Annotated in this window: 22 protein-coding genes; 3 read left to right on the top strand and 19 right to left on the bottom strand. The window is 36.0% G+C overall.

Annotated elements, in window-relative coordinates; translation table 11 throughout:
- Nucleotides 1-117: 117 nt before the first annotated feature.
- From BMY85_RS08515 to BMY85_RS08475, 9 genes are all read right to left on the bottom strand, one after another.
- On the bottom strand, nucleotides 118-1,812 hold the full coding sequence (locus BMY85_RS08515; protein ID WP_242939706.1) for a sensor histidine kinase: 1,695 nt from the start codon (nucleotides 1,810-1,812) through the stop codon (nucleotides 118-120).
- A gap of 99 nt (nucleotides 1,813-1,911) precedes the next feature.
- The gene (locus BMY85_RS08510) at nucleotides 1,912-3,927 is read right to left on the bottom strand and encodes a beta-galactosidase (RefSeq protein WP_092477853.1); all 2,016 of its coding nucleotides are present in this window, start codon (nucleotides 3,925-3,927) and stop codon (nucleotides 1,912-1,914) included.
- An 11-nt stretch (nucleotides 3,928-3,938) separates the two neighbouring features.
- The gene (locus BMY85_RS08505) at nucleotides 3,939-5,405 is read right to left on the bottom strand and encodes an alpha-L-fucosidase (protein WP_092477852.1); all 1,467 of its coding nucleotides are present in this window, start codon (nucleotides 5,403-5,405) and stop codon (nucleotides 3,939-3,941) included.
- 169 nt (nucleotides 5,406-5,574) lie between these two features.
- Nucleotides 5,575-6,918, bottom strand: coding sequence for a hypothetical protein (locus tag BMY85_RS08500; protein ID WP_092477851.1), 1,344 nt, complete (start codon nucleotides 6,916-6,918; stop codon nucleotides 5,575-5,577).
- Nucleotides 6,919-7,117: 199 nt separating this feature from the next.
- A complete protein-coding gene (locus BMY85_RS08495; RefSeq protein WP_177180709.1) occupies nucleotides 7,118-7,993 on the bottom strand; it encodes an AAA family ATPase in 876 nt (291 codons plus the stop codon).
- Between the two features lie 14 nt (nucleotides 7,994-8,007).
- Entirely contained in the window at nucleotides 8,008-9,012 is a 1,005-nt protein-coding gene (locus BMY85_RS08490) for a 3-oxoacyl-[acyl-carrier-protein] synthase III C-terminal domain-containing protein (RefSeq protein ID WP_092477849.1), read from the bottom strand.
- A gap of 371 nt (nucleotides 9,013-9,383) precedes the next feature.
- A complete protein-coding gene (locus BMY85_RS08485) occupies nucleotides 9,384-9,545 on the bottom strand; it encodes a pyruvate kinase (RefSeq protein WP_092477848.1) in 162 nt (53 codons plus the stop codon).
- A 444-nt stretch (nucleotides 9,546-9,989) separates the two neighbouring features.
- Complete coding sequence (locus tag BMY85_RS08480; protein ID WP_177180708.1) at nucleotides 9,990-10,670, bottom strand: LytR/AlgR family response regulator transcription factor; 681 nt, start codon at nucleotides 10,668-10,670, stop codon at nucleotides 9,990-9,992.
- A gap of 626 nt (nucleotides 10,671-11,296) precedes the next feature.
- A complete protein-coding gene (locus BMY85_RS08475; protein ID WP_092477846.1) occupies nucleotides 11,297-12,646 on the bottom strand; it encodes an MATE family efflux transporter in 1,350 nt (449 codons plus the stop codon).
- Nucleotides 12,647-12,885: 239 nt separating this feature from the next.
- On the opposite strand from BMY85_RS08475, the gene BMY85_RS08470 reads away from it, so the two are divergent.
- Entirely contained in the window at nucleotides 12,886-13,755 is an 870-nt protein-coding gene (locus tag BMY85_RS08470; protein WP_092477845.1) for an AraC family transcriptional regulator, read from the top strand.
- A gap of 414 nt (nucleotides 13,756-14,169) precedes the next feature.
- Here the strand turns inward: BMY85_RS08470 and BMY85_RS08465 are convergent, their stop codons facing one another.
- From BMY85_RS08465 to BMY85_RS08435, 7 genes are all read right to left on the bottom strand, one after another.
- On the bottom strand, nucleotides 14,170-15,180 hold the full coding sequence (locus BMY85_RS08465; RefSeq protein WP_092477844.1) for a GGGtGRT protein: 1,011 nt from the start codon (nucleotides 15,178-15,180) through the stop codon (nucleotides 14,170-14,172).
- Between the two features lie 51 nt (nucleotides 15,181-15,231).
- Nucleotides 15,232-15,924 carry an iron-sulfur cluster assembly scaffold protein gene (locus BMY85_RS08460; RefSeq protein WP_092477843.1) on the bottom strand — a complete coding sequence of 231 codons (693 nt, stop codon included), beginning with the start codon at nucleotides 15,922-15,924 and terminating at the stop codon, nucleotides 15,232-15,234.
- A gap of 315 nt (nucleotides 15,925-16,239) precedes the next feature.
- Nucleotides 16,240-16,911, bottom strand: coding sequence for an acyltransferase (locus BMY85_RS08455; RefSeq protein ID WP_330387243.1), 672 nt, complete (start codon nucleotides 16,909-16,911; stop codon nucleotides 16,240-16,242).
- 129 nt (nucleotides 16,912-17,040) lie between these two features.
- A complete protein-coding gene (locus tag BMY85_RS08450) occupies nucleotides 17,041-19,212 on the bottom strand; it encodes a type IA DNA topoisomerase (protein WP_092477842.1) in 2,172 nt (723 codons plus the stop codon).
- A 54-nt stretch (nucleotides 19,213-19,266) separates the two neighbouring features.
- Nucleotides 19,267-19,752, bottom strand: coding sequence for a TspO/MBR family protein (locus BMY85_RS08445; RefSeq protein WP_207646540.1), 486 nt, complete (start codon nucleotides 19,750-19,752; stop codon nucleotides 19,267-19,269).
- A gap of 63 nt (nucleotides 19,753-19,815) precedes the next feature.
- Entirely contained in the window at nucleotides 19,816-20,451 is a 636-nt protein-coding gene (locus BMY85_RS08440) for a lactate utilization protein (protein WP_092477841.1), read from the bottom strand.
- A 20-nt stretch (nucleotides 20,452-20,471) separates the two neighbouring features.
- Nucleotides 20,472-21,356 carry a DegV family protein gene (locus BMY85_RS08435; protein WP_092477840.1) on the bottom strand — a complete coding sequence of 295 codons (885 nt, stop codon included), beginning with the start codon at nucleotides 21,354-21,356 and terminating at the stop codon, nucleotides 20,472-20,474.
- Nucleotides 21,357-21,526: 170 nt separating this feature from the next.
- Here BMY85_RS08435 and BMY85_RS08430 point away from each other — a divergent pair, with 170 nt between their 5' ends.
- A complete protein-coding gene (locus tag BMY85_RS08430; RefSeq protein ID WP_143066354.1) occupies nucleotides 21,527-22,519 on the top strand; it encodes a cysteine peptidase family C39 domain-containing protein in 993 nt (330 codons plus the stop codon).
- A gap of 57 nt (nucleotides 22,520-22,576) precedes the next feature.
- Here the strand turns inward: BMY85_RS08430 and BMY85_RS08425 are convergent, their stop codons facing one another.
- Nucleotides 22,577-23,638, bottom strand: coding sequence for an acyltransferase family protein (locus BMY85_RS08425; RefSeq protein WP_177180707.1), 1,062 nt, complete (start codon nucleotides 23,636-23,638; stop codon nucleotides 22,577-22,579).
- A gap of 100 nt (nucleotides 23,639-23,738) precedes the next feature.
- On the opposite strand from BMY85_RS08425, the gene BMY85_RS08420 reads away from it, so the two are divergent.
- On the top strand, nucleotides 23,739-24,266 hold the full coding sequence (locus tag BMY85_RS08420) for a diacylglycerol/lipid kinase family protein (RefSeq protein WP_092477837.1): 528 nt from the start codon (nucleotides 23,739-23,741) through the stop codon (nucleotides 24,264-24,266).
- Between the two features lie 234 nt (nucleotides 24,267-24,500).
- On the opposite strand, the gene glyA is transcribed toward BMY85_RS08420, so the two are convergent.
- Nucleotides 24,501-25,739 (bottom strand): serine hydroxymethyltransferase, encoded by a 1,239-nt coding sequence (gene glyA / locus BMY85_RS08415; protein WP_092477836.1) that lies wholly within the window; start codon nucleotides 25,737-25,739, stop codon nucleotides 24,501-24,503.
- Nucleotides 25,740-25,849: 110 nt separating this feature from the next.
- Entirely contained in the window at nucleotides 25,850-26,659 is an 810-nt protein-coding gene (locus BMY85_RS08410) for an ABC transporter permease (RefSeq protein WP_177180706.1), read from the bottom strand.
- Nucleotides 26,660-26,671 lie beyond the last annotated feature (12 nt).

Genomic DNA, 26,671 nt, shown 5'->3' with positions numbered 1-26,671 from the left:
CTCCTTTATCTCATATCAAAATTATAATAACAAAAGAAAAAAGTGACTACACCAAAATATCTATACAATTTACCCTATTTATTTGATTCTACTTTCTTTACAAAGCATTCTTCCATCTCAGCTGGGATTTACAACGGGAATTTTTAAAGTCACCCTTGTACCATTTCCTTCTTCTGTTTCTATGGTTAAGCCATAATCCTCTCCATATTGAAGCTTTATTCTCTGATTTACATTACAGACTCCAATATGGGTTCGGTCCAGGGTTTCCAAATCATTTAAGCTTTCCATAATTTCCTCAAGTTTTTTATCCGAAATGCCGCATCCATTATCTTCCACACAAATAAAAATGTCCGTATTACAGCTTACGTGTATTGTAAGTTTCCCTTCCGAATCCACCGCTTCCAATCCATGTACAAATGCATTTTCTACTAGTGGCTGAATAATCAGCGGCATAATTCTTGTTGACTCTGTATCCACTTCTGAATCTACTAAAATACTGGATTGAATCCGGTCTCCAAAACGATAATACTGTATTTTCAAGTAGTACTCTACCAGTTTTAATTCCGATTCCAATGTTACCAGTTTTTCTCCTACCTGAATGTTACGACGCATTATTTTTGCAAGCATCTTTGCCAGTTCTGCAATTTCCGGCTGCTGGTTTACAATGGCTTTCATCCGAATCGTTTCCAATGTGTTGTATAAAAAATGAGGATTAATCTGACTGGCCAGCATCTTAAATTCCACTTCTTTCTGCCTGGAATTTAATTTTTCTTTCTGCACCTGCTCTGCAACCACTTCCCGCATCAAAGCCTGCATATCTCCAATCATTACGTTCAGATCTTCATATAACATGCTTAGTTCATCATTTCCTTCTAAATGAAGCACGGTATCGAAATTTCCGTTTGCCGCTTCGTGCATAGTCTTGCGGAACTGATTAATCTGACGGCTAAAATGATAAGAAAATGCTGCAATCAGACAGCCTGCAATTGCAATACAGACTAAAAATGGCAGAATTTCAGCCATACTGGCCTGATTGACTTTTTTGGTAATCTGTTCATATGGACCGATACTGGCAAGGGTAAAAAAGTTTTCCGAATAATCCGGCTGCATACGCACCATCACCAAAAAGGATTCCTGTCCTTCGTATGTCACTTTTCCATAAAACAGTTTTTTATCGTGTTCTTTGATTATATCAATGATTTCATGATAATTCTCTTTTTTAAAGTTGCTATGTACAATTTCTTTATTGTTGTATGCCAATAATGTCTTGCTTTTCCTATTGGCTATGGGCAGTTCTGTTCGCTTATTCTGCATTACAATAACTAATATTCCCACCTGCTGCATATCTGCTGTATAGAGCACCCGAGAAAGCCTTAATGATTTTTTCTTCGTAAGACTGTCATTTACATAAGACCAGTACACATTTCCACCAGCTTTTACTGTATTCCGATACCATTCCTCGTTACGAATCATGAAATCTGCGTATATAAAATTGGCAGTATTGGATATGGTATGATTTTCCAGATAAATTTTAATGGAAGCAATCTCCTGGTAATAGTCATTTAAGCAGTCCGTAATTTTTGTATAATTATTGTAGTCTGCCAAGAGTTCTTCATAATTCTTATATGATGTAAATGCAATTTTCTCTATCATTTTGTCAAAGTACAGCCTTTTCGATATATCTGAAATAATACGAACATTTTCTGACATGGCATCTTTTATTAAAGACAATTCTGCTTCTTCTGATTTCATAGTCTGTTCAATTAATATTTTCTTAGTAGTCTGATTGTTATACAAAATTACCACCAGCATTGGAAGAATTCCTCCAAAGAAAAATATTAATATCATCTTTTCCCGTATCTTAATATTTCGTATGAATTTTCTTATTTTCCGAAGCAAATACATCCCCTCTTACATTTGTAGTATTACCACGTCCCGTTTCTTTAGGACAACAGTGTCTCCTTTATTATACTCCGTTTCTGTAAGAATCTCGACGCAATCTTTTTCTAGGGTTACTTTTTTCTCTTCTTCTTCATGATTTAGTAAAAACAGATATTCTTTTTCTTCTGTTTTTCTGCTTACTGCTTCTACACCTTTTGGTACTATTGCAGCAGGATGTATCTCACACTCTTTGCATATCTTCTTAATAAATTGCTTATAGAACTGCTTATCAGATCGAGTTCCCACATAATAAGCGTTTCCTTTGCCAAAAACATTTTTCGTAATAACTGGCATCCCTGCATAAAAATCTTCTTTATAAACTGCCAATGCTTCTGCTCCTTCTAAATGCATTAAATCACACAACAACTGACATTGATGTTCTTCTCCATCAAAATCAAAATAATTACAAAAATCTGGTGGAAGAGCATCTATTTCTTCTACCCAGATTCCCAGAATGTCTCGAAGTTTTCCTGGATAACCACCTGTAATTACTAAGTCATTTTCATTCACATACCCACTAAAGTATGTCGTTACAAAAGTTCCTCCCTGCTTTACAAATTCCCTGATTTTTTCATCATAGTTTCCCTTTGTCATATATAAAACTGGTGCAATAACCACTTGATATCTGGATAAATCCTCATCTACACTGATAATATCTGTAGCAATATTCTGTTCATGAAGTGCTGTATAATAACGTATGATTTCATCTGTGTACTTTAATTCCACACTTGGTCCAGCAGATAGTTCTATTCCCCACCAGTTTTCCCAATCAAATAAAATGGCTACTTTTGCTTCTTCTCTTGCTCCTAATATGCGATCTCCGATTTTGTCTAATTCTTCTCCAATCTGAGTTACTTCCCGGAACACTCTGGTATTCTCGTGGCCACAGTGATCAATCACTGCACTATGATATTTTTCACAAGCACCTATACTTCTTCGCATCTGGAAAAACATAACAGAATCCGAACCATGTGCTACTGCCTGATAACTTTGAAGCCTTAACACTCCTGGCCGTTTTAAAGCATTGTAATACTGCCAGTTTGTAACACTTGGAGTCTGCTCCATTAATATAAATGGTTTTCCACTTTTAAGTCCTCGTATCAAATCATGATGCAAAGCATTTTGGGCTATGGAATCATTATAAGACGGATAGTTGTCCCAAGAAACAAAGTCCATGTATTTTGCCCATTTTTGATAGTCCAGTGGTTTGTAAAATCCCATAAGATTGGTTGTCACAGGAATATGTGGTGTAATCTTTTTAACTGCATCATATTCCATACGATAACAATTCAGCATACTATCAGAATTGAATCGTTTGTAGTCCAGTGAAATTCCCTGAAACATGCTTCGTTCTTCCTCAAAATGTTCACTTAACAGATTTGGCAGTACTATCTCATCAAACTCATAAAATGTATGTCCCCAGAAAGAAGTATTCCATACACGATTCACTTCTTCAATGGTCTTGTAACGTTTTTTCAGCCATACACGAAATGCCTTTTCGCAGTTTTCACAATAGCACTCCTGCCCAAACTCATTGGATATATGCCAGCCGATAATGTTATCATAACTTTGATAGCGTTCTGCTAGTTTACTAGCCAGCCTTGTTGCATATTTCTGATATACCAGACTATTGGGACAGCTATTATGACGGCCTCCAAATTTCCGCTTCATGCCATTGAACTCTGTTCTTAGTATTTCTGGATATTTCTTTGCCATCCATGCAGGATGTGCAGCAGTTGACGTAGCAAGACATACTTTCAGCCCATTTTCACGGACCATATTCATAATCTTATCTAACTTTTCAAACTGATAAGTCTCCTCGTCTGGCTGCAGACTTGCCCAAGAAAATACATTTAACGTAACCGTATCAATGTGTGCCAGTTTAAATAAGCGCATATCTTCCTGCCATACATCTTCACTCCACTGTTCTGGATTATAATCTCCTCCGTAGGCAATTTTATTGTGATTCCAAATCTTCTCTGACATTTTATTCCCTCCTAAATAACTTCTATTTTCAATACAACAGGATACTCACTTTGAACATTTTTTGTTTGAACATGCAATCCCTCTCTGGTTACTTCATACTGTGGCTTTTCCTCATATCCCAAAATGGAAATATCCTTGATTAGTCCAAAAAATTCCGGAATGTCCTGATTGTCTGACTTTCCAAGTGACTGGATTTTCAATTTTCCATCCTCTGGAAATTTCATAGCAAATGCATAAATGCAGCCGTTGGCAACCGTAAAACGGAAATCTTGTGCTGTATATACTGGCGGTTTTCCATCCATAAACTGACCTTCTCTGGTCTTGGATGGTCCTTCTTCTGACTTTCGCCACACCTTAGAATGATAGATTGCTTCCCCATTTATCTTAAGCCACGCACCAATCTCTTTTAAAATCTTTCTGTCCCCTTCTGGAATGGTTCCGTCAGCCTTTGGTCCAATATTTAATAATAAATTGCCATTTTTGCTGACTACATCAATTAATTGCCATATAATTTCCCTGCTGGATTTATAATCAAGGGAATCTGTATAACACCATGAATTTCTCGCTACTGCAGTATCTGTCTGCCAGACATATGGTTTTGCATCTGCAAAGCTGCCACGCTCCACTTCCACTATGGCACTTCCAAACATCATGGCATCATGTTTATAGCAAATGGCAACACTACAGCCCCATTCTTCTCCTTTGTTGTAATAATAGGCCGCTAGTTTTAACAAATATGGTTTAAATGCTTCATGCTGAATCCACCAGTCAAAATACAATATACGTGGCTGGTACTGATCGATAATTTCACAAGTGCGAATCAGCCAGTCTTTTAAATATTCCTCCGATGGATATGGTTTACTCTGTTTGTCATGAAGTTCTCCTTCTGGCATGGCTGGCCAGTAAAAATCACCACGTTTTAACGGCTCCTTGATATCACTGTCAAATTTTTTTCCATGTGACATGAAAAACCAATGTTCTGCTCTATGAGAGGATGTACAAAATACAAGACCTTCTTTTTCAAATGCCTCTTTTAATTCTCCTAGTATATCTCGTCTTGGTCCCATTTCATATGCATTCCATCTGGAAATATCACTTTTATACATCTGAAATCCGTCGTGATGTTCTGCCACTGGAAAAACATACTGGGCCCCTGCTTCTTTGAAAAGCGCAGCCCATTCTTCTGGATGAAACTTCTCTGCCTTAAACATAGGAATAAAATCTTTATATCCAAATTCTTTGTGTGGCCCATAGGTATGTATGTGGTACTCATAAGGCTTCATTCCTTCTATGTACATATTTCTGGAATACCATTCATTATCATAAGCTGGCACACTGTATACTCCCCAATGAATAAAAATTCCAAATTTCTTTTCACAAAACCATTCTGGTGCCTTCCATCTGGTTAAGGATGCCCACGTTGGTTTGTACGGTCCTTTTTCTATTACATGCTCTATCTGCTCAAGTCTTTCTTTCATCTGCTGCTTCCCCCATTCTTTCTTATGTTATTTTTATTATAGCGGTGTTCCTGACTAGGTTGTACCAGTGAAACAACAGAGAATATACCGAGAAATTTCTAGAAAAAAGCTGTCAGCCCCAAACAGGCTGACAGCTTATAACTACTCATATGTTTATAACCTCATACTGTTAATATAACTTATCTGTAGCAATCCGGACCACTTTACCATCTTTTACAATAACGGCTAATGCTACATTTTCTTCATAAGAACTTTCTGCATAATAGACCGAATCATAAGAAACTTTTAGTTTTCTAAGATATCCTGTTCTTCCACTTAACAATTGGCTGTCCAAATCATCACCATTTTTTATTATTAAAAAGTCAATCCCTGTTTCCGCTAGCTCTGTCTCCTTCATGCCAACTTGAATTCCTATGGAAAAAGAATATAAATCACTAGTTACTATAACATAATCAATGTTTTCTGCCATATCAGCCGCATTCTTTCCTAGTCTAGGCCGATCATTGATTACCACATAAACAATTCCATCATATACAAGATAATGCCAGTACGCACCTTTTTCTTCTTTATATTCTACAAGTTTCTCTGGTTCATTCTGATACTGATAAATATCTTGCACTTTATATTCTGTACAAGGACAGTCATTTAACAAGTCGTGATTATTAATCACTATATCCCCAGTAGTTAATGTCTTTTTCTCCCGCAAATCTTCTTCTGACTGTAATACAAAAGTCTTATCCTTTGGATTGAAAAGATATATCTCACATATACTTCTGGTATCCTGTAATTCCTCTTTATCTGCTTCTTCATTATACTGATATTCCTGTAAAGTCCCTTTCAGCTGAATGTCTGTATTGCCATCTTGGTTTATATCTTCATAAACAGGCGTAAGGATACCATTTTCAAAAGTTTTCGATGTAATCGTCCCGTTTTTGTTTACCAATTCTTCAAAATGATTATCCACCGCATATAGTTCATAATCTGGCTCTTCTCCGGCTTTTCTATCTGGAATATTGTCTAGTTCTAAAAATTCCAGGCTTCCATTGCCCATATGAGTCGCAGAATATACAGTTATAAAATCTCCTTGCGATATTGATATAATATCAAAATCAAAATAATCTGCTGCTCCAGCTGAAATATAATAAAGCGCCTCAATTACCCCGTCTTTTTCACGAATCTGGTACAGGGTAGTTGCCCAGCTGCCATTCGCTGTATATAAAAAGAAATATAGTTTCTGGTTTTTAAATGTTTTTTCTTCGATATGTATCTCATTATCCTTTAATCCATAAATGAGATCTTCATATTCTTCTTTATGTTCCTTTACAAATTTTTTGATTTTGCCTTTTGTTATAACATTTTTTTTGTTGACATTTTCTCTCGCTGCCTCAGCATCAGTGACCAAAGGTTTGTTCACTTTCACTTTATCTGAACTACTAACGGTAGCCTGACATCCTGAAAGCATTAGAGATGAAATTAAAGAAAGTACCACTACATCTATTCTATCCTTTTTCATCCTCTTCCTGTTCCCTCCAATCCCATGCAGTCATCTTTCTGTCTGGAAAGCTCTATACCTGCTGTAATTAATAAGTAACCACAAACATCTAATTTCCGTCATTATAACACCTGATTTTTTTTTATGTCAATTCCCTCCAGCTTATTCTTGCTATTTTTTGTATCAAAATGCATTGCTGCGTTATTCAAGTTTTTTATTTCTAAATTTCCAATACTCTTGCACATCTTGCTGCACTGTTTGCCACACTTTCTTCTCCTGTGGTAATTAGGAACTGGATATTCGGAAACGCATTCACTAAGGCAGGTACTATTTTTTCCTTCCATTCTTCTCTTAATCCAGCTTCTATATCATCAATAAAAACAATTCCCTTTCCATCTAGCGGATTCTCTTTATCCACGTTGGCAATAGACAGTTTTCTCGCAATGTCTCCAGCCATTGCAAGCACGCATTTTTCATCTTCCGAAAGTTCTAATAAATCTTTTATCTGAAATAGTGCTACGTATTCCGGACGGCTGAATAGCCATTGTTCACAATCTTCTAACACAATCCCTGCTTCACTGCTAAAATCAAATGCCTGCTTCTTATTCTCTGCCTCTTCCTCTTCTTTCTGTTTTCCCAAATGACGTCCTGCCTTATAATATGCAAAAACAGGCATATCATTTTTATTGAATTCAAACTCTTTGCTTCCTGGTTTTTCTTCTCCTATGTAACATCTTGAAAACATAGTAGAAAAAATAACTGCATTGGTACTTAAATATTCCTGACGTATTCCTTTTCTTTCCCGTACATAAGAATGTTCAAAATCCTGGTTCAGCATCTTCAGATTGAATACTGCCTTAATTTCAGCTAATCGCTCCTGAGCTTTTACATCTTCCTCTAGCATAACAATATGTTTTTTCTTATCACCCGTTACAGCTGCGTATACAATATCCTCTGTAAGCATATCCATAGCATCTAGTATAGAAGTTTTTCCTGCATTCTTTTTTCCATAAAGTACAGTACTCTTTCCTTCAAATTCAAGCGTTAAATTACTGATTCCTCGAAAATTACTGATAGTTGTTTCTTTTATTATCATATCCATCCCCCCATTTAGTATCTTATTAATAAAAATATATGCTGCATGCTGTTACCTATGGTCCAAAATAATAAATAATCTCCATGTTCAATCTTATGTTCTTTTTCCAGTTCATATAAAGCAATAAATGGGCTGTTTACGCCTGTATAACCATACTTATTCCCTACATACGGGCATTTCTCTTCTGGTATTCCTAAGCTCTCTATCACCTTTTTATTGTTTCTCCAGACATATTGTGAAAAACAGAATCCACTAATGTCATCAACCGAAAGCCGATTTCTCTTAAGCATTTCTTTAATTCGCTCTGAAACTTCTGGAATATCACAAACCATCTCTCCACTTAAGACTTCTAAAGGTTCTTTTCCTTCTTTTCCCAAAAGGCTAGCCATACCGCATGCTGGAACATGTATAATATCAAGGGATTTTGTATTAATAAAATGATCTTTGTCTAGTAATTGACTGGTTCCATCACCTTGTTCTACCACAATAGCACATGCCATTTCTCCAAACAGGCCATAAATACACTCATCCTTTTTGCTGGCTGCAATATTTAGATAATCTCCGCCAATAATTAAAATGCGATTGATTTTCTCATCCTGCAGATACTTTGCCGCCTGGTCAAATGCCATAGTCATACTGATGCAGTTTCCATTTAAGTCATAAGCAAAACTGTCTTTCTTTGCTCCAATGGCACGATGAACAAAAAGTGCATTTGGTGGAACCAGGTATTCTGGTATCTGCGTTGCAACAATAATGCCATCAATGTCCGCTCCCGTCAGTTTATTCTTTTCTAATATTTTTTTTGCCACTGCTATCTGCATAGACAGACTGTTCTCTCGTTCTTTTTCCTCTTTTCCTTCATTATCAATAACATATCGTTTTTCCCGGCCAAGTACATCTTTTAAGAAATGTGCTACATCTTTCCCTTGTTCTTGAAAGTGTTTAATATAAAACTCATTTCCTAATTGTTTTTCTGGATGATAAACCTCCATACATCTGATTTTGATATTATATTGCATCCTTTTTCCCCTTCCGTATCTAACGAACTGATTTTTATCCTGTTTCTTACTCGCCTGCAATGTGTACTTTCATTAAGCTGGTTATACTGAGTATCCCAAATCAGGATTCCTAATGTAATTATAACTACATTTCCTCCCCTGACAAGTTCCTGATTCTGGCAAGTCATACACCGCTGTATATGTTTCCCCGTGATACATCCTGACATAAGTTTTCATATATGAAAACATCTCTTGGGTACTTTTTCCTTCACGTCCTGTTACTATAAATGTCTGCTCTTTGTCTAAGCGTACTTTTCCTTCTTTAAAGTTTTTAAGTCTTATCTCTGGTCCTTTGATATCTAAATCATTGCCACAGATTTATTCCGCTTTTCTCAAATTCCTTCAAACAACGTCATCCGCTTTTCCTGTTCTTTATATGTGCCATGAGAAAAGCTAAATCTTGCCCCATTCATCCCTCCTAGAATTAACTGTTCCAGGATTTTCTCTTTATCCGTCGCTGGACCTAATGTACAAATTATTTTTGTCTTTCCCATAAACTCACTTTTTAAAAGAACGTGTGCTTAAAACATTTCACATACAATATCCTAACATAATTATTGGGTCAATTACAATACAAAGGACTTAGAAATTCTGATATATACCAGATTTCTAAGTCCTTATCTTCTTATCATTCATATTAATATGTTTTTTCCTTGCTTATTTATTCTCATATCTGCAGGATCTCAGCAATTTTTTCCTTATACATAAAAATGTCCCATGAACAAACGGGGGAGTTTCACATGGGACAAATTATCAGACGCTTATTGTTGCTTTTGCTGTAACTATGCTGTCCACTTAGGTGTAGGTATTCTGTCTACTTTGATATATGCATGCTGTCTACCTGATGTCTGCTTTGTTATGTACATGCTGTCTAGAGAATACTGCCATTATGTTGCTCATATACCTAAGAAAGTTTTTGATAATCCTTTCTTAAAGCCTTAGCTAATAATTTGTGAATAGAACATCTTAATCTCCTTTTCTTTACTTGGTGCAATTGGAAATATTTTATCGTTACTTAGTTCTACTACCCCATTTTGCATTTGAAAAATATAATGAACATTAATTAATGCATTACGGCTTATACGTATAAAAGAATTCCCTAATATTTTTTGTACCTCTTTAATGGTTCCACGGAAAGTGTATGTACTTCTACTGGTTGTGACTCTTATATTCTTAGTTTCGCTAACTTTTTCAACACAGAAAATATCTCTTTCTTTTACTGAAAACTTGCTATTTAAGCTAACTAACCGATTCATCCTAGTAACTCGTAATCCATTCATTTGAAGCATAATTTTCTGAAATACCTGTTTGAATTCTTCCGCATTTACAGGTTTCTGCAAAAAACAAAAGAATGTAATTTCCATGTTATATTCTTTTCTCCGGCTTAACTCCAAAAGTGTATTATAGTGTTTTTTCATATCATGTCTAATAGTTTTTATTTCTTCAAACTTCTCCCTTGAATAGTTTAAAAATTCCAGCTTTGATTCTGATAATTCTGCTCTTTTAATGGCCTCATCTTCTTTCTTTTTTACATTACTAAGTATTATAGAAACAAACACTATCGAAAAAATTCCTTCAACTATGAAAGAAAGCACATAATATGTCATAATAATTGACATTTTCCTAACAAACGAATCAGAATACAATATACTTATAATACTGGACAACCAAACAAAACATATAAGAACAAAAACAAGACCAACATAAAAATTTACAAAATAAAATATAAATTGTTTCACCAGTATAATAATATATGTTCCCCAAAAACATATCCTTACACAACATTGCTTACTTTTAGACCTTGGTCTTAAAAAAAAGTTAAAACTTGATGTTAATAAAACTGGATCAATCGCATAGGCAGCCAAATATATAATCACTGTTAAAATCAGCTTTCCCTGAGACATCATTCTCACCCTCATCTATATATCCTTATAAAGGAATGATTTCTTAGCATATGACTTCTTAATAAGTCATACTGGATTTTTCAACTTTATTCATATTGGATTTTAATATTTTTATTGACATTTTCTTATACGCTCACCTATTATTATACATTTTACACCATTATAATTCAACTTTTTCAATCTATATTCAAACTTCTTTAAGAACAAAGTCTCAGTTCTTCAGACTCTCACGACTGGAATGTACTCGCAGAGGATTCCTGTCAAATAAAAAAAGTGCCTCTCCTGAGATAGACTCCATTGTCTACGTCAAGGTGCACCTTTTTTATCGTTATCTATACAGCTTATGCTTTCTGCGTTATCCCTTTCTTCTTCCATCCGCCTTGGAAGTAACGCATCATACACACGATGGCTGTAACAGTCCAGGTTGCTCCAGATGTCGCCCAAACACCCCAGTAACCGATAAACGCAATTTTAGTTAATACAGTAGAGAAGAAGATACGGCAGACAACTTCACTTATACCATTAATCATGGCAAACTGTGCATCTCCAGCTCCATTCAATACTGCTCTTGGCACATATATCATGCCTAGCGGGAAATAACAGATACTTGTAATACGAAGTGCTTTTGCTCCTATCTTAATCACCTCTGGTTCCTTTGCAAATAGATGAGCAATTGGTTCTCCAAATATATAGGCAACTGGCAACATAGCAAGACTGAACAAAAGAGCCATAACCGTCGCACTTCTTAGTCCCTTCTTTACCCTCTCAATATTTCCTGCTCCCATATTCTGTCCCGAATAGGTAGTAAGTGCTGCACTTAAGGACTGATATGGCTGCTGCACAAGCGACTCGATTCTAGAAGTAATCGTAAATGCAGCCATGATTGCTGGACCAAATCCATTTACTGCTTTCTGCAGGAAAATGCAGGAGATCGCAATCATAGAAGATTGTAATGAAATTGGCACTCCAATTCGAATAATGTTTCGCAATAATTTTCCATCTGCACTAATTTCACTTCTTTTAATCTGAAAATATTCCACTCTCAATACTGCATAAATTATTGCCGTAATAGCTGATATAACTTGGGAAATGAAAGTTGCCCATGCCACTCCAGCTACTCCCATTTCAAAAACCAGCACAAACAGCAAGTCAAAGCCTACATTAATGAAACTGGCAATAATTAAAAAAATCAGTGGCGTTCTAGAGTCTCCAAGAGCCCTTAATACTGATGCAACACAATTATATAACGCCACTGCCAGCAAACCTGTACAAGTGATTCTCATATAAACAATGGAATTCCCAATTACATCCTCTGGTGTCGATAACAATCTCAAAATCTGAGGTGCAAATATACATGCCACGAAACTAAATAAGAGGGCTGTTACTACAATAACATAAATCGCATTTATAATGCTTCTCTTAATCTGCCGTTCCTCTCCTGCCCCAAAATACTGTGCTACTATAACACCAACACCGATGCTAAGTCCTGAACTTAATGAAAAGAATAGAAAATTTAGCGATCCGCAAGCACCAACTGCTGCCAATGCCTTTTCACCCACATGCTTTCCTACCACAATTGAGTCAACTAAGTTGTAAAACTGTTGAAACAGATTTCCCAATAATAAAGGCAACGCAAACCATAAAATATGTCTGGTAGTACTGCCTTTTGTCATATCTGTGACTCTTGCCATTTTAACTCTCTCCTTGCTTCTTTCATTTTCTCTACTAATCTTTTCATTATCATTATACCGATTCTTATATTTATTACTAATTACTATTTGTCTAATACTTCTCATATTTTGCGGTAAGGTAGTGTCATTTATAAAATAGTTCCTCAAAGAATCCTATAAATTCCGTAAATAATATGTTACAATGGTGCAATAGACAATCAGATACATTATAATGCAACAAATTATAAGGAGGGATCATCTTGCCACAAAAAGCTACATTCGAAGATTTAGACATCCTGCAGACAGTAAAGGTAATTCCCGCAGACTATTTTCCAGCTAAGTTTCCTATGCACTGGCACACTCAAGTTGAAATGATTTATGTATCCCTTGAAGCAGACCAAGATGCTACCTTATCTGTTAATGTAAATCAGGATATTTATACTTTACATAAAGGAGATATTTTATTCATATGGCCTGGAGAACTTCATGAAATACTTCCTAATACCAGAAACAGTTTCTATGGTATTCAGTTTTCTCCGTCCTTAATTAACAACAGGCCTGAATTTTCAGGGAAATACAACTTGTTCTGTCATGAACATCTGCTTTCTTTTCAGGAAAACAAAGATACTGCACAGGAGCTACTAGGTATATTTGATGAAATTACAAAACAGAATGCATCCAGCGATGCGTATAAAGGTGTTGAAATGCTAATTGGCATCTACCAGTTTCTAATTGCATTTTCCCGATATATAGAAGTACATGCCCAGTCCATGCTGGTGTCTAGCAAATTGCTGAACACGGAAACCATTCAGAAAATACATGGGGCATGTAGCTACATTACGAAAAACTGTACGAATGCTTTGACTTTAGACAGTGTTTCTAATTTTGCCGGCTTTAGTCCCTACTATTTTTCTCGGACTTTTAAACAGGTTACAGGATTCGCCTTTACAGAATATCTAAGCATACAGCGGATCCGCCACGCCCAGCAGCTGTTATCGGACACAGCACTTAGCATAACAGAAATTGCGTTTCAATCTGGATTTAAAAGCATTCCAACTTTTAACCGTGCCTTTAAGCAGTTTGAGGGATATTCTCCAAGTGAATTTAAAGAATTGTATTCTAATCAGTAGAATCAGGTATACAGGAACAATGTATCATGCTATTTCTATAAATCAAAACAAGAGGGGTGTAAGCATCACCGCAAAACAGAACAAAGTGTGAGTTCCTCAGACTCTCGCAACTGGAATGTACTCGAAAAAACGTAGACTTTGCCCTTCTTTTTCAGGGCACTTTTTATTTGATAGGGAAGGACTCGCAGAGGACTTTTCCATCAAATAAAAAAAGAAGCCAAAGCTTCTAAATAACTTTTGAAATATGTATACTCTGCAAAACATCGGTTATGCTATTAATAAGCAGAAAAACATTGCATTGCTATAAGAACGTAACTATAGGAATAGCATAGGACTAATGCAGGAATCCCTGCATTAACCCTAATTCAACTACTCCTAATTACGTCCTAAAGCCCTTATAAACACTGGGTTTTATTAGAATTTACCTTCTTTAGCAGCTTCCTCAATGGATACAGCTACTGCAACAGTAGCACCTACCATAGGGTTGTTACCCATACCGATAAGCCCCATCATCTCTACGTGAGCAGGAACGGAAGAAGAACCAGCAAACTGAGCGTCAGAGTGCATACGACCCATAGTATCTGTCATACCATAGGAAGCAGGACCTGCAGCCATGTTATCTGGGTGAAGTGTACGTCCAGTACCACCACCAGATGCTACTGAGAAGTATTTCTTGCCTTGCTCCAAACATTCTTTTTTGTATGTTCCAGCAACTGGATGCTGGAAACGAGTTGGGTTTGTGGAGTTACCTGTGATAGAAACGTCAACTTTTTCTTTGTGCATGATAGCAACACCTTCTGTTACATCATTTGCACCATAACAGTTTACTTTTGCACGAAGGCCGTCAGAATAAGCTTTACGGAAAACTTCTTTCACTTCGCCTGTGTAATAATCCATTTCAGTTTCAACATAAGTAAATCCGTTGATACGAGCAATAATCTGAGCAGCGTCTTTTCCAAGACCGTTTAAGATAACGCGTAATGGTTTTTGACGAACTTTGTTAGCTTTTTCAGCGATACCGATAGCACCTTCAGCAGCAGCGAAAGATTCATGACCAGCCAAGAAAGCGAAACATTCTGTTTCTTCTTCAAGAAGCATTTTTCCTAAGTTACCATGTCCTAAACCAACTTTTCTCTGATCTGCAACGGAACCTGGGATACAGAAAGCCTGAAGGCCTTCACCAATTGCTGCAGCAGCGTCAGCAGCTCTTTTACAGCCTTTTTTGATTGCAATTGCAGCACCAGCTGTATATGCCCAGCAAGCATTTTCAAAACAGATTGGCTGAATGCCTTTAACCTGATTGTAAACATCTAAGCCCGCATCCTTCGTAATTTTTTCAGCTTCTTCTAAAGAAGCAATTCCATAACTATTCAGCACAGAATTGATTTTATCTATTCTTCTTTCATATGATTCAAATAAAGCCATTTTATAAAATCCTCCTTAATGATTTCAAGAACATCGTTCTATGAATGTCAATTATTCTTTTCTTGGGTCAACGATTTTAACAGCGTCAGCAACACGGCCATATTGACCTTGAGCTTTTTCAAATGCTGTGTTTGCATCATCACCAGCTTTGATGAAATCCATCATTTTTCCAAAGTTTACAAATTTGTAACCAATGATTTCATTGTCTTCATTTAAAGCTATGCCTGTTACATAACCGTCTGTCATTTCAAGATAACGAGGACCTTTCTTTAATGTTCCGTACATTGTACCAACCTGAGATCTAAGGCCTTTGCCTAAATCTTCAAGACCAGCACCAATTGGAAGACCATCTTCGGAGAAAGCAGACTGTGTTCTGCCGTAAACGATCTGTAAGAACAGCTCTCTCATAGCAGTATTGATAGCATCACAAACTAAGTCTGTGTTTAATGCTTCTAAAATTGTTCTTCCTGGCAAGATTTCTGCTGCCATAGCTGCAGAATGAGTCATGCCTGAACATCCAACTGTTTCAACTAATGCTTCCTGGATGATGCCTTCTTTAACGTTAAGAGTTAATTTACAAGTACCCTGTTGTGGTGCACACCAGCCAATGCCGTGTGTTAAACCGGAAATATCCGTTACGTCTTTTGCCTTCACCCATTTTGCTTCTTCTGGGATTGGAGCAGCTCCATGGTTAACTCCCTGAGCTATTGGGCACATATTTTCTACTTCTTGTGAATAAATCATGTTGAGACTCCTTTCAATATTACGTTTGCTACGCAATATGTTCATTGTATATTGCTCATTTATATTCTGCGTCCTTTGCAGACGCAAACTTGTGTGAATGTCTATAGATTCCATATACTGAAAAAGATGTGACTGCACACTCGGTTATTATTTTCTCATAAAATGACAAATTAGTCTATACTTTTTTTAAAAATTTTTATTTCCATTTTTGCAAATCCAGCTTTCCTTCTTTATCCAAACAAAAAGACATGAAACTCTTGCTTTACAAACTCTGATTTCATGCCTTTTCAGCCTATTCCATATTAACATCTTCTATTATTTCTTATTTACTACTTCCGAAGCTTTCTTATAAATGCTATTGGCAGGAATACATCCTCGCACACTTGATAATGGATATACATTGCTGTTACGTCCAATAACCGTACCTGGATTTAATACACTGTTACATCCTACCTCTACATAATCCCCTAAAAATGCTCCCACCTTTTTAAGTCCTGTCTGCGTATTCTTTCCATCACATTTAATAGAAACTAATGTTTTATCGGATTTTACATTGGAAGTAATAGAACCTGCTCCCATATGAGAACGGTATCCCAAAATGGAATCTCCAACATAGTTATAGTGTGGCACCTGCACATAATTAAATAAAATTACATTCTTTAATTCCGTAGAGTTCCCAACTACACAATGTTCTCCAACAATTGCATTTCCACGAATAAATGCACAGTGACGGATTTCTGCATCTTTACATATAATCGCCGGTCCTTGAATGGTTGCTGTTGGTGCTACTGTTGCACTTTTCGCAATCCACACATTATCTCCAGCCAATTCATATTCATCAAATGACAGCTGGCTTCCAAGTGCCATGATATAATCTTTTATCAGCGGCAATACCTTCCACGGATAGGCCTGCCCCTTAAATAAATCTGCTGCAATGGTCTGTTCCAAATCAAATAAACTATCGACGGTAACATCTGAAATTCCCATGATGTTTTCCTCCCTTATAAAAATCTTGCATTGTCCTGCATATAGAGTAATTCTACATCATGTATCAAATTTTCGCAATCGCCAAACATGAATATATTTTTAACTTATTTATAAGTATTTCTTCACATATTACCTTCCCGTATCAATAAATTCCATGCTCCAGTTATATCTTCCCGTATTCTCGTCCTTCTTATAATAAAAATATGCCGAAAACTTATTTCCATTCTTGCTCACACAGCCATGAAATCCAACTCTTCCACCCTCTAAAAGTATTTTTACCATCTGCTCTGATACCTTCTTGCCAAATGACTGGATATACCTGTCATTTTTCCAGATCGTATACTTACACCCATTGCGCCAGTTACTGCATCCAAAAGCCTTTTCAGACTCCACTACTGGACTTCCACACTCTGGACAGATACCTACTACATTTGCCCCTTCTGGCACAGTGCTTCTAGCTCCGAACTTTCCATCATTTTTGATATCTTCTACGGACTTTTTCACGAAATCCGTAATCAGCTGCATAAAATCAGCTTTTGTGTATTTCTTCTTTTCAATATCTGATAAGGTTTTCTCCAGACGTCCCGTGTACTCTAAATCAATCAGTTCTTTTACTGGAAATGTCTCCACCATCATACGTCCAAGTTCCGTACACACAAGGCTTTTTCCCTTGGTCTTAATATATCCGGCATCCTTTAATTTCTTTATGGTTTCCGCCCTTGTGGCTGGGGTTCCAATACTGAAACCACTTAAAATGGACATCATCATCTCTTCAGAGTCTTCTCCCTCAAATTTCTTTCCGCAAGTCTCCATAACACGTAAAAGTGTTTTCTCTGTATGTGGCTTTGGAGGTTTTCGTACAACCTCTGACACATTCCCGCTTTTTACATCCAGCACTTGCTTTTCTTGGACCTGAGGCAGAATATTTTCTTTGGTTTCCACCTTCTCAACCTTTTTCCAGCCTTCTACTAAAAGAACTTTCCCTTTGGCAATAAAAATACCTGGAATTTCCTCTGACTGTACTTTTATCTCCAATGTTGTTTCCTCTGACTGTGCAACAGGCATGAACTGTGCAAGAAAACGGTTACGAATGGCTTCATACACAATTTTCTCATCAGCTGATAAAGACTTCGGAATCACATAAGTTGGAATAATTGCCGAGTGGCTTTCTACCTTTTTGCTATCAAATACACGCTTCGATGTATGGAACTTAATCTCCTCTGCAAATGGAGACAGCTTTCTATGTGTCTCTAATGCTTTACGGGTTTTATCCAGAATACTTTCATCTAAAGCAATACTTGCTGTTCTTGGGTATGTGATAAACTTTTTCTCATAGAGAGACTGAGCTACTTTTAGAACCTTATCTGAAGTCCATCCTTTGTATTTGCTTGTTACAACCCCCTGCAGATTAGAAAGGTTAAATAAGAAAGGAGGATAGTCTTTTTTCTTCTCCACCTTTTTCGACTCAATAATCGCTTCTTTGCCAGCCAGTTTCTCACATAAGCCTTCCAGATAAGCCTTCTCATCGAACTTCTCATTTTCCTCCTCATAGTATAAGCCTTCCAATACTGCTTTCACCTCTGTCTGTGTTTCAAACTGTGCCAATAACTTGTAGTATTTTGAAGACTTGAATTTTTCAATCTCTTTATCCCGATCGTATATAATTTTTAAAGTAGGCAAAAGAACGCGCCCAATATTCAAAACCTTAATGTTGTTATCATTCCGGTATTTCACCGTTGCCACGCTGGTCAGATTAATTCCGATAAGCCAGTCTGCAAGCTGTCTGCCGATTCCAGCATCTTGTAATGACTGCATTTCACTATTTAAACGGAGATTATTTAATCCCTTTTTCACCTCATCTGCAGTCCATTCATTTAACAGAAGACGTTCTGTTTTTTTGTGGACATCCAGATACATTAAAATCTCATCAGAGATGACTTGTCCCTCACGATCATCATCTGTGGCAGAAATAACTCCTTCCACATCATCTCGTGCAATAAGCCTTTTGATTAACTCAATCTGATTTTGTGCACCAGCATCTGGTTTTGACTTATCCTTGCTATCTGATTTAATTTTATATTTATATTCGCCCGGAATGAATGGGAAATTTTCTAATCTCCAGTTCTTCATTGCCGGGTCGTAATCTTTCGCATCATAAAGCTGCAGCAAATGGCCAAATGCCCAAGTAATAATATACTCTTCCCCTTCTATATATCCATTCCCGCGCCTTTTTGCACCTACTGCTTCTGCTATATTTTTTGCTACAGAGGGTTTCTCTGCTATAATTAATTTTTTTGACATGAATTAACGTTCAACTTCCTTCTTGTAAAATTGAGTAGTTTCATTATAGCAGACTTAATTTAAAATGCAAAATCCTAAATTTAGATATAGTGCAAATGCCACCCATATTAAATATGGTATTAGTAAATAGCCTGCTATTTTATGTATTCTTTTAAATGCTATAATGTTAAGTATAATGAAAAACAATAACAGACAGATAATAATAAATGCTAATTTGCACTGGACGAAACGGAAAAATACGATTGGCCAGATAAAATTAAAGAAGAGCTGAATATAGAAGATAGTCTTTGCAACCCGTTTGTTCTTTTTATCAGCCTGTGCATTTACTACAAGATAAAACGATATTCCCATTAACACATATAAAATTGTCCATACAATTGGGAAAACCTGACCTGGCGGAACAAGAGGCGGCTTGTTAGGATATGGCATTGCCTGACCTCCACCCATACCGCTGATTTGACTGCTTAAAACCCCTGTCAGCATAGGAAGTGCTAAAACAAATACTGACATTAGAAAATTGGTATTTGATTTTTCTTTCATACTTTCACCTGCATATAACTTTGTATATTATATGCAGGGAAAAAGTTTTCATAACTAAGAATCCTAGTATCCTAATTCTTCACCTACTAAAATTACTTTGATTCTGTTTTTTACTCTTGATTTTCTAGTTATTACAACTTGACAGCAGATACAGTCATCTTTCAGGCAGTTCACGCATTTGCCAAGTTCCCTGCAGCCTGTGTCTTTATTTAAACGTATTGTATTTGGTGGTGATGCCACATTCTGTGTACGGACAATGCCTTCATCCACATCTTTTACTACTTTGTTCATGCCAGCAACTACAATTACGTTTTCAGGTCCATAAATCAATAAAGAAAGACGGTTTCCAGCTCCATCAATGTTTACAAGCTGCCCATCCTGTGTCACCGCATTGGAACTCATCAGGAAATAATCTGCTGTTACTGCTTTTCCATAAAAGGCCCTGCTTTCTTCTTTTGTTTTTGCCTCTGCACGATCATACAAAATATATTCTCCATTATGAATAGCTTCCAGCATGCCGATTTCTTTCAAAGTTTCAGAACCGCCCCATGTAATAGTACTTCCCTTTTCAATCAGACTTATCGCCTTTTCTAAAGCTTCTTCTTTATTATCGCAGTAATACCCTTCTATACCACGTGTTTCAAATTTCTCTATTATTGTATTCGCAAGCTTCTCATACGCCTGTTTCTTTGGATTCATACTTATCCACCTTCCATTTACTATAATCGGTCAAATTTTTTCACAAAACAGATCCCTATTGCACCTGGACCTGTATAAGTTCCAATAGTAACACCAATTTGGAAAACTGGAAAATCCAGTTTTCTTCCTATAAGTGCTTCCACTTTTTCCTGAACCAGCTTTGTTTCTTCTAAAGTAGTTGCATTTGCCATGCAAAAATCATAATCCTCATAATTCTGATTATTCTCTGTAAAGTACTCCTCTGCCATTGTAATTGTCTTATCCAGAGATTTCTTTCTGCCCCGTATATTGGAATATGGCATCAGCTCTGCTTCTTTTAGTACAATCATAGGTTTCAGATTTAACATAGCACCTGCTAAAGAGGTAACTTTTCCAATTCTTCCACCCTTTTGCAGATACTCTAAAGAATCCACTGTAAACATAATTCTAGCCGTTTCTTTCAGTATTTCAATTTTTTCTGCAATCTGTTCTAGTGTATAACCTGCTTCTTTCATGCGTGCTGCCTGAATTACCACAAGGCCTTGTCCTGCTGTTGCCTGAATGGAATCCACTATTACAATACTGGCATCTGGATAATCCTCTTCCAATAAGGACTTGGCATTGACTGCTGACTGATAAGAACCGCTAAACTTAGATGTTAAGCAGAAACATAGCACATCTTGTCCAGCTTCAATAGCTTTCCGAAATGCATTTATATAATCCTGGACAGAAGGCAATGAAGTTTTCGGAAATACCTTTGCAGCTAATTTCTGATAAAACTCTTCGTTACTGATTTCCTCATGTTCCTTAAAATAATTTTCCATATCAAAAGTTACATAGTATGGGATTATACAAAGACTGTATTTTTCAATAAGTTCTATTGGTAAATCACAAGAAGAATCGCTATATATTTGAAAATCTTTCATTTCTCCTATTTTCTTTTTTGTCAAATATTTTCATAGGGAATATTATAACAAATATTTGTAAGCTTGTATAGACAGTGATTTATTCCTTTCTGGATAATATTGCGAAAATTGTATTTTTTAAGTATAATGTATATAATTACTATATTACAAAGAAAGGAAATATATTATCAATGAAAAAATGCTTACCAGTTGCATACCCTCCAATCACTTCTTATCCTGGCATTGCCAATCCTATGTCTTTTTTATGGGTACATAAAGATAAAGTTCTTCCATGGATCTGCGACCGTTACATTCAGCTTATTATCAGACCCAATCACTATTCAGCTGGGGATTTTTATGAACATGCTGATACAGAAAACTTTATTCGCCCCAATGAATTATGCCCTTTTTACGGTCTAATACGCAATAACCAGACCACTGCTCATTTTGAAAAACTAACAGATTATATTGAATATAACATAAATCATGAATACTACCTAGAAGCCTGTCTTGATAATTTTTACTTAAGCTGCTCTCCTTATTATTACCAGAAATCCCACATACGGATTCATCCAACTTTTATTTATGGTTATGACAAAGAAAAAAAAGTAATTTACATATCAGATTTTTACGAAAACAGCAAATACACACAAACATCTGTAACTTATGATGAAATCAATAAAAGCATTGAAGGGATTGACTATTTTATCTGGTCTTATAAATATCAAAATTGTAATTATGAACTTAACCTAAATTTATTAAAACTTTATATTAGCGATTTTTTAAATTCTACAGACAGTTTTCACAAATTTGAATTTTCGTCTCCAGATTATAATCGAAAGGCTTTGTTTGGTCTTGATTACTATCAGTACGCACATGATGTATTTTTAGAATGCGAAAATATTGATGTGAGGCCTTTTCACATTTTATATGATCACAAAACCATAATGCAGATCCGCTTAGAATACCTTCATTCTCAGAAAATAATTTCCCCGAATCAGTATCAGGATCTAATGGAACTAACCCGTCAGTCTCTAAATAATGCCCTAATCTTGCGAAATACTATTCTAAAACATTCCTTTACCAAAAAACCAAAATTAATTCCTCGTTTAAAAGAAAGATGCCTGTTACAAAAAGATTACGATGAAAACTTATTTGCTCGCCTATTCCAAATTCTTTCCTAATCCCTTATATGCGAAATAAACTCCTTCCGTAAAATTTTTCTACAGAAGGAGTTTTATTTATATTTTTTGTAACTGCAGTTTCTTTTTTAACACACGTCTGCACCATATCAAAAACATAGTTACAAACATAACCGTCAAATAAACAGCAAAAGGACGTACTTTTAAATAATATGGGTAAATTGCTTTTCCCTTTAAAAAAATAGCAAACAGCTTGCCGCACAGTACATGGTAAAAATAAATATATTCGGAATATTTCTGTCCAATTATATGGATTCCTGTCCTGCTCCCCAAAGTCTTATAACAAGACAAAATAACAAAAATGATAATGATGAGCAAAAGGGTGCCAATGTAATTGTAAGGCTGTACATTCCATTTGTGGCTTTCTAGCCATTTTGCCTCCTGAACATTAAGAATAACCGCCACGAATACCATAGCTGCCGGAATCGCTGGTGATTTTGTAATCGCTTTTTTCATCTTCTCAAATGGCTCCGTCTGCTCAAACTGATGATAGAAATACCCCATAAAGAAATAAGAATAGCCGACACCAATAAATTTCTCAAGCGGTTCTAACACTTTTCTTTTGTAATGCCATCCATAAAGACATTTTGAATACTTACACAAACACAAATCTGCAATTATAATCAGAGGAATACTAAATTTCACCACAGTTTCTAATTTAAATTTTTTCATAATTGCAAATAAGATTACAACGAAAATCATTGCACGTAAGTACCATAAATGCCCTGCCAGTCCAAAATTAAACCAGATGTATCTTGGTCTTGCAAGCTGTGAAAAAACTCTAGACCATAAACGGTGCAAATCCTGCCCTCTTTGTATACAATAGCAGGACTTCACAGAAAGCCGCAGAATCAAGTACACAATATTGACTATAATCGTTAAACGAATCAGTTTCTTTAGCTCTTTTAAAATTTTCTCTGCCTTTAATTCTTTTGTACTGTAATGAAAATAGCCAGATACCATGAAAAAATATGGTACTGCTATTCGCACAAGTACTTGCGCCTCATCTGTAAATGGATTTAGCAATGGATAATGCAAAAACACAATTATAAAAGCCGCAATCGCTCTAAATGTATCAAAAGATGTTATTCTTTGTTTCATTTTAATACCGCCTGTCATTTTTAATATCAATAAACTTCATATATTTTAACACTTTTTGTTATATTTTACAATTATTTATGTTAATCTGATAATGAAGGTAATGGAACATTATAGCTTTAACGTAGTTGATTTTGGTTTTGACACCACTGTTGGAATTCAAATTAATGAAGAACGGAAAAGAACAGGACATGGTAATAAAAATGCATATAAGAAAGGCATTATAAAGGCATTATTTAAAAGCAGGAACAACAAATGCACTGTTACGGCAGATGGTCAGGTAATAAATCCTGATGGCCGCCTGCTTTTAAGTACAATCGCCAACGGAGAATATGTTGGAGGTTCTTTTCACTGTGCACCACGTGCCAAGATAGATGATGGGCTAATGGAAGTCTGCTTGGTTAAACCGATTTCCATATTCCGTTTTTTTAAGATTCTGTTCCCATATGCCAATGGAGAACATTTAGACCGCAATGATATGCGAGATGTTATAATCTATAAACAAGCAAAAAAAGTTGAAGTATCTGCACCAGAAGGTTTCGCTTATTCCCTTGATGGGGAAATCATCTATAATAATCAATTTACAATTGAAATCCTGCCACGTACATTGCAATTTGCATGTCCCAAATAAATTTGCACATAACATTATCATCTGCAAATATAACATTCACCATCGCTGCATCATAAAATACACTACCCTATTCACCAAAATTTTCCTTATGTAAATTATGTTTCCTTTTCCCGACACATGCCTATTTACTAGAAAAAGCGGTTAAAGTTCTCCTTATTCTGGAAGCAGAACACTGCTAGGCAATCGTTACCCAGTAGTGTTCTGTATAATAATCATACCGCTGTTATCAGAAAATTAATACAATGGATGTTTATCTGTCAATTCCTTAACCATTGCCATTGCTTTGTCTTTGTTTGCTTCTACATCATTGATTAACATAGCGATTGCATCTGCAACTACATCCATATCAGCTGTATTAAAGCCTCTTGTAGTAACAGCTGCTGTTCCTAAACGGATACCACTTGTTACGAAAGGTGACTGTGGATCATTTGGAACGGTATTCTTATTACAAGTGATATTCGCAGCATCTAACAATTTTTCTGCTTCCTTACCTGTAATACCTTTGTTCACAAGATTTACTAACATTAAGTGGTTGTCTGTTCCACCAGATACAATATTAAATCCTCTGTTTATAAGACCATTCGCAAGTGCCTGTGCATTATCAATGATATTCTGTGCATAAACTTTGAAGCTTGGATCTAATGCTTCTTTAAAACATACTGCTTTCGCAGCAATCACATGCATTAAAGGCCCACCTTGGATTCCTGGGAATACCGATTTATTTAATTTATATTCCTCTGCAAATTCTTTGCTGGATAAAATCATTCCGCCCCTTGGCCCACGAAGTGTTTTATGGGTAGTTGTCGTTGTAACATGCGCATATGGAATTGGGCTTTCATGAAGGCCTGCAGCTACAAGCCCTGCAATATGAGCCATGTCTACCATTAAGAATGCACCAACTTCATCTGCAATTTCACGAAATCTCTTAAAGTCAATTTTTCTTGCATAAGCACTGGCACCTGCAACAATTAATTTTGGCTTGCATTCTTTTGCAATGTGCTCTACTTCATCATAATCAATAAGACCTTCGTCATTTACACCATAAGGCACAATATTAAAATAACTTCCTGAAATATTAACAGGACTTCCATGTGTCAAGTGTCCGCCATGATCAAGGTTCATTCCCATAACAGTGTCACCTGGTTTTACTAATGCAAAAAATACTGCTAAGTTAGCCTGTGCACCAGAATGTGGCTGTACATTGGCATATGTACAGTTAAACAGTTTCATTGCTCTATCTCTTGCTAAATCTTCTGCGATATCAACAAATTCACATCCGCCATAATATCTTTTTCCTGGATATCCTTCTGCATATTTATTAGTAAGCGGACTCCCCATCGCTGCCATAACAGCCTTGCTTACAAAGTTTTCAGAAGCAATCAGCTCAATATGGCTATTTTGTCTTCCAATCTCTTTTTCAATGGCTGCAGCCAAATCTGGATCGAAATTCTTAACTTCATCAAAAGAAAACATCTTCATACCTCCGTTACATTTTTGTCCAGTTTATTATAACATAATAAATGGTATATGGAAATATGAAGATGTATATTTGCATAATCGAATTTTGCCTTATATGTACCTTATCACGAACCTGTCCCCGAATAATGTTCTACTCCTTTGTGCCATATCAGGCATCCTACGCTTCCAAAGAGTATTGCTGTCACAATTGCCTGAACTACATTTCCATAGGATATCTTTCCAAGCATAAGCATCATTGGATAATACGAAACAAATCCAATTGGAAGGATATAAGTAAATACTGCTTTTAAAAATGTTCCATATATGGAAATCGGATACTTCGAAAAATTTATCACCTGTCCTGCAAAATTAATTATGGACATAGAGTTCATCAGCCAAAATCCTAACGATGCTGCCATTACATAAATGGAAATCAAAATAATGGATCCACAGATAAAATACAGGATATAAGCTCCAATCAAAGGAAAGGACCAGTCAATGCCCATTTTCTTTCCCGATATAATTAAAATCGGTATTGATATAAACAATTGAAGAAGGGACTTAATTTCAACAATTTCCGAAAAATAAAAAAACATTGTATTAATCGGCTTTAAACAGTACTTTACAAACGTTCCTTGTATTATATGCGTATGTAATGCCCATGCATTTACAAAAAAAGTTTCTACTGGTATTAGTACTAAGCTTGATAGGCCGTACATAAAAAGCAGATGATAATAGCTCCATCCTTCAATCTGAGGAACATTGCTAAAGATTATGCTTAAGGTTATAATTCCTGATGCACTTTTGATAAGCATCCCAAAAAAACCTACTAAAAAATCCAGGCGGTATCCTAACCTGATTTTTAAATATGCAATTATGATTTTTTTATATAACCTGCAATAAAAACACAGCTTCTTTTGAAATTTGCCAAACATAATTTTCCTCCT

The sequence above is a fragment of the [Clostridium] polysaccharolyticum genome, from assembly GCF_900111595.1.
Classification (GTDB): Bacteria; Bacillota; Clostridia; order Lachnospirales; family Lachnospiraceae; genus Clostridium_AI; species Clostridium_AI polysaccharolyticum.
Note: the sequence above shows the minus strand (reverse complement) of the source record. Positions and strands in the feature narration are given on the sequence as shown.

Excerpts from the sequence above, each read along its gene's own strand:
- BMY85_RS08515 (WP_242939706.1), bottom strand. The coding sequence starts at position 1,812 with ATGCTGGTGGTAATTTTGTATAACAATCAGACTACTAAGAAAATATTA.
- BMY85_RS08490 (WP_092477849.1), bottom strand. The coding sequence starts at position 9,012 with ATGCAATATAATATCAAAATCAGATGTATGGAGGTTTATCATCCAGAA.
- BMY85_RS08480 (WP_177180708.1), bottom strand. The coding sequence starts at position 10,670 with ATGTCAATTATTATGACATATTATGTGCTTTCTTTCATAGTTGAAGGA.
- BMY85_RS08450 (WP_092477842.1), bottom strand. The coding sequence starts at position 19,212 with ATGTCAAAAAAATTAATTATAGCAGAGAAACCCTCTGTAGCAAAAAAT.
- BMY85_RS08495 (WP_177180709.1), bottom strand. The coding sequence starts at position 7,993 with ATGATAATAAAAGAAACAACTATCAGTAATTTTCGAGGAATCAGTAAT.
- BMY85_RS08485 (WP_092477848.1), bottom strand. The coding sequence starts at position 9,545 with ATGGGAAAGACAAAAATAATTTGTACATTAGGTCCAGCGACGGATAAA.
- BMY85_RS08510 (WP_092477853.1), bottom strand. The coding sequence starts at position 3,927 with ATGTCAGAGAAGATTTGGAATCACAATAAAATTGCCTACGGAGGAGAT.
- BMY85_RS08460 (WP_092477843.1), bottom strand. The coding sequence starts at position 15,924 with ATGATTTATTCACAAGAAGTAGAAAATATGTGCCCAATAGCTCAGGGA.
- BMY85_RS08440 (WP_092477841.1), bottom strand. The coding sequence starts at position 20,451 with ATGAATCCAAAGAAACAGGCGTATGAGAAGCTTGCGAATACAATAATA.
- BMY85_RS08445 (WP_207646540.1), bottom strand. The coding sequence starts at position 19,752 with ATGAAAGAAAAATCAAATACCAATTTTCTAATGTCAGTATTTGTTTTA.
- BMY85_RS08420 (WP_092477837.1), top strand. The coding sequence starts at position 23,739 with ATGGAACATTATAGCTTTAACGTAGTTGATTTTGGTTTTGACACCACT.
- BMY85_RS08500 (WP_092477851.1), bottom strand. The coding sequence starts at position 6,918 with ATGAAAAAGGATAGAATAGATGTAGTGGTACTTTCTTTAATTTCATCT.
- BMY85_RS08505 (WP_092477852.1), bottom strand. The coding sequence starts at position 5,405 with ATGAAAGAAAGACTTGAGCAGATAGAGCATGTAATAGAAAAAGGACCG.
- BMY85_RS08425 (WP_177180707.1), bottom strand. The coding sequence starts at position 23,638 with ATGAAACAAAGAATAACATCTTTTGATACATTTAGAGCGATTGCGGCT.
- BMY85_RS08430 (WP_143066354.1), top strand. The coding sequence starts at position 21,527 with ATGAAAAAATGCTTACCAGTTGCATACCCTCCAATCACTTCTTATCCT.
- BMY85_RS08455 (WP_330387243.1), bottom strand. The coding sequence starts at position 16,911 with ATGGGAATTTCAGATGTTACCGTCGATAGTTTATTTGATTTGGAACAG.
- glyA (WP_092477836.1), bottom strand. The coding sequence starts at position 25,739 with ATGTTTTCTTTTGATGAAGTTAAGAATTTCGATCCAGATTTGGCTGCA.
- BMY85_RS08475 (WP_092477846.1), bottom strand. The coding sequence starts at position 12,646 with ATGGCAAGAGTCACAGATATGACAAAAGGCAGTACTACCAGACATATT.
- BMY85_RS08465 (WP_092477844.1), bottom strand. The coding sequence starts at position 15,180 with ATGGCTTTATTTGAATCATATGAAAGAAGAATAGATAAAATCAATTCT.
- BMY85_RS08435 (WP_092477840.1), bottom strand. The coding sequence starts at position 21,356 with ATGAAAGATTTTCAAATATATAGCGATTCTTCTTGTGATTTACCAATA.
- BMY85_RS08410 (WP_177180706.1), bottom strand. The coding sequence starts at position 26,659 with ATGTTTGGCAAATTTCAAAAGAAGCTGTGTTTTTATTGCAGGTTATAT.